The organism is Pseudarthrobacter sp. (genome assembly GCF_036675385.1).
Classification (GTDB): Bacteria; Actinomycetota; Actinomycetes; order Actinomycetales; family Micrococcaceae; genus Arthrobacter.
This window is the reverse complement of sequence record NZ_JAKFFD010000102.1, coordinates 1-3,404: the sequence shown is the minus strand read 5'-3', so window position 1 is coordinate 3,404 and position 3,404 is coordinate 1. Positions and strand designations below refer to the sequence as shown.

General features: G+C 64.8%; 5 protein-coding genes and 1 pseudogene. 4 read left to right on the top strand and 2 right to left on the bottom strand.

The features are described from left to right. Nucleotides 1-412 (top strand): 2-oxo acid dehydrogenase subunit E2 (locus V6M49_RS08050; protein ID WP_332760796.1); only part of this gene is annotated, 412 nt, incomplete at its 5' end. Between the two features lie 220 nt (nucleotides 413-632). Here V6M49_RS08050 and V6M49_RS08045 read toward each other — a convergent pair. Together V6M49_RS08045 and V6M49_RS08040 are read right to left on the bottom strand one after the other, a co-directional pair. Then, a complete protein-coding gene (locus V6M49_RS08045; protein WP_332760795.1) occupies nucleotides 633-1,058 on the bottom strand; it encodes a DUF302 domain-containing protein in 426 nt (141 codons plus the stop codon). 108 nt (nucleotides 1,059-1,166) lie between these two features. Then, complete coding sequence (locus tag V6M49_RS08040) at nucleotides 1,167-1,424, bottom strand: metal-sensitive transcriptional regulator (protein WP_141141385.1); 258 nt, start codon at nucleotides 1,422-1,424, stop codon at nucleotides 1,167-1,169. Between the two features lie 121 nt (nucleotides 1,425-1,545). Here V6M49_RS08040 and V6M49_RS08035 point away from each other — a divergent pair, with 121 nt between their 5' ends. From V6M49_RS08035 to V6M49_RS08020, 3 genes and pseudogenes are all read left to right on the top strand, one after another. After that, a complete protein-coding gene (locus tag V6M49_RS08035; protein WP_332760794.1) occupies nucleotides 1,546-2,163 on the top strand; it encodes a rhodanese-like domain-containing protein in 618 nt (205 codons plus the stop codon). After that, a pseudogene (locus tag V6M49_RS19900) lies at nucleotides 2,160-2,919 on the top strand (sulfite exporter TauE/SafE family protein). Before V6M49_RS08035 ends, V6M49_RS19900 begins: the two are co-directional and overlap by 4 nt. Before the next feature lie 35 nt (nucleotides 2,920-2,954). Next, nucleotides 2,955-3,296 carry a rhodanese-like domain-containing protein gene (locus V6M49_RS08020; protein ID WP_332760797.1) on the top strand — a complete coding sequence of 114 codons (342 nt, stop codon included), beginning with the start codon at nucleotides 2,955-2,957 and terminating at the stop codon, nucleotides 3,294-3,296. Nucleotides 3,297-3,404: the final 108 nt, after the last annotated feature.

Below are 3,404 nucleotides of genomic sequence, written 5' to 3'. Positions count from 1 at the left end.
GGGCTTCGCGGCCCAGACGGACCGGGGGCTGATGGTCCCCTCGATCCGCAACGCGGACAAACTCAGTGCCCGCGAACTGGACGCGGAGATCCGCCGGCTCACCGCCGTCGTACGCGAGGGCAAGGCGACGCCGGAGCAGCTGGGCAGCGGCACTTTCACGCTGAACAACTACGGCGTTTTCGGGGTGGACGGTTCCGCAGCCATCATCAACCACCCCGAGGTGGCAATCCTCGGCGTCGGCCGGATCATCGACAAGCCGTGGGTGGTGGGCGGGGACCTCGCGGTCCGCAAGGTCACCGAACTGACGCTCACGTTCGATCACCGCGTGTGCGACGGCGGCACAGCAGCCGGGTTCCTGCGGTTCGTGGCCGACGCCATTGAGAAGCCGACGTCCATCCTCGCCGACATATAGGTGACACTGGGCGACCCGGGAATATGCCTCGACGCGAAGTTACACGGCCGTAAGACCCTGGGAAACAGGCTCGGCCCCATGGGATCCGTACTGTCCTTCGGCGTGATCAACATGCTCGCCGACGTCGGATACGACGGCCCGCGCCCCATCACCTGGCTTATCTGGCCAGGCTCAACCCGGGCACAGGCTTCTCTGCATTTTGCAGGTGCCTACACTTTGGTCAGTTGGAGATGTCTTTTGCATCGCTGAGCCCGGCGAGGGCTTTGCGAAGTCGGGCATCGGCTTCGTCCGCGACCTCCCGGACGGCCGGGCTGTCGCTGAGCTGGACCATGGTTTGTGGGTCGATGGCTTCGACGGTGGTTTCGTGCGCGTTCTTGCCTCGTCTGACAACGACATTGCATGGAAGCAGCGCACCGAGTTCCGGCTCGGCTGCGAGGGCGCGGCTCGCCAGGGTGGGGTTGCAGGCGCCGAGGATTACATAGTCGCCGATGGCGTCGGCGGCCTCGGTGCCGAGTTTGGCTTCAAACGTGGAGCGGACGTCGATTTCCGTCAGTATGCCAAAGCCTTGTTCACCGAGCGCCTCGCGGGTGCGCTGGACGGCGTCCTCCCAGGACAGCGGGACGGTAACAGTGTGGGTATAGCTCATGAGCCTGCTCCTCATATGTCGTTACAGATACGGCCGGTTCAGATTGGGGGCCGAGCCGGGGCAGTTTGGGGGAACGTGCCCCGGCACGGGGTCTGGGATCCCTGCTTTTCAGGCGAGGGAGAGGAAGAGCTTTTCCAGCTCTTTTTTGTCCATGGTGGTGTCTTCACGGACGATGCACTGCTCAAGGCCGCTGGCGATGATGGCGAACCCGGCCCTGTCCAGGGCCTTCGAGACGGCAGCCAACTGCGTAACGATGTCCTTGCAGTCCCTGCCCTCCTCCAGCATGCGCGTGACAGCTGCGAGCTGGCCCTGGGCGCGCTTGAGGCGGTTGACCACCGGGGTCAGTTCAGTCGGATCGAGTTGCATGAAGTCTCCAAAAGAGTGGGCGTCTTGCCACCAACTATATACCCCATGGGGTGTTTTGCATACCCCCATGGGTATCTGTAATACTGGGTGGGGTATCCACCAACCCCTTCGAGAGGCCCCCATGACTGCCCTTTCTCCATCCATCGCCATTACCGCCCTGGCGCCGGAGTCCTTGCGCAGCTGGATCTCCGATCATCAGGACCTTGTGGTTATCGACGTGCGCTCTGCCGCTGAGTTCGAGTCGATGCACATCCGCGGCTCCTACAACGTTCCGCTGCCGCTGCTGTCCGAACACACCGACGAACTGGCCGCCCGCCTGGGCAGCCGGGTCGTCCTGGTCTGTCAGTCCGGCGCCCGCGCCGAGCAGGCGCGTCAGCGCCTCGCCGGTTCCGGCATCGATACGGCCTACGTCCTGACCGGCGGCGTCCCCGGCTTCGCAGCGAGTGGTGGCGACGTGGTCAAGGGCAAGGACCGTTGGGACCTGGAGCGGCAGGTCCGATTCGCCGCCGGGTCCCTGGTGGTTCTGGGCCTGGCCGGCGGCAAATTCGTTTCGCCGAGGATCCGGATGCTTGCCGGCATCATCGGGGCAGGCCTGACCTTCTCCGCGGCCACCAACACCTGTGCCATGGGCCAGGCCATCTCGGCGATGCCATGGAACAAGGCCGCCAAGGAACCCACCCGCGAAAGTGCCATCCTGCAGCTCCCGGTGGCCGAAGCCAAGCAGGCTGCGGCAGCATGATCGCCGCCCTGTCGCTGGGGCTCTTTGTCGGGATTGTTCTGGGTGTAGTCGGTGGCGGCGGCTCGATCATCGCCGTCCCGGCCCTGGTCTACGGTGTGGGCATGAGCCCGGCGGAGGCCATCCCCACCTCCCTTCTGGTGGTGGGAATCTCCTCCCTGGCTGCGCTGATTCCGCGGCTGCGCGAAGGCATCAACTGGCCTGTGGTCGTCATTGTCGGTGCCGCGGGAATCCCCGCCGCGTGGGGCGGGGGCTGCTGTAGGCCGGCTTCTGGATCCAAACATCCTGATGCTCGTCTTCGCTGTCATCATGGTGATCGCGGGGGTCCGGGTGCTCTTGCGGACCACGGAAACGGAGGGTTCGTGCAGCACTGGGCCCAACCGCGCCTTCCGCTCCTGCGCCCCCAGGGCGGTGGGGGTCGGGGCCCTCGTAGGGTTCCTCACGGGGTTGCTCGGTGTGGGTGGGGGTTTCCTGCTCACCCCGGCTCTCACGCTGTTCCTGGGCCTGCGCATGAAGCAGGCCGTTGGTTCATCCCTGGCCATCATTGTGATCAATTCGGCGGCGGGCTTCGGTGCCCACGCCGCGGGATTTACCCTCGACTGGCCCAGCGTCCTGTCCTTCGCGATCCCGGCGATCCTCGGATCCCTTCTTGCCGCCCGCCTCGCCCGCCACCTGAGCGACAAGCACATCCGCATTTCGTTCGCCGTGCTCATTTTTGCCGTCGCAGCCTGGGTCACTGCGGGCACCGTTACCGCCTGAAATCCACCCCTCGTTCCGAAACAAAGGAGAACACCATGGGCCTCATCAGCTCCCTGAAGAAGGCATTCAGCAAGCCCTACAAAACCATCACGGTCGCTGAGGCGAAGGAACTCTTGGCCTCGGGCGCCGACTTGATCGACGTTCGCACCGTCCAGGAATGGCGCTCCGGACGGGCCCCGCAGGCCAGCCATGTCCCGCTGGACAGGCTCCAGACCAGCACCACCGGAGTCCAGAAGACCCGGCCCGTCATCACCATCTGCCAGTCCGGGATCCGATCCGCTTCAGCCGCCCGCCTACTTGCTGATAAGGGCTACGAGGCATATTCCCTGCGCGGCGGCATGGTCGCCTGGCGCCAGGCCGGGGAACCCGTCCGCTAAGGACAACAGCCCAACTATCCGAAGGAGAAACCGATGACTGAAATCACCGTCAACGAAGCCGACCAGCGCCGATCCACTGACCGGATCCTCGATGTCCGCGAGGACTTT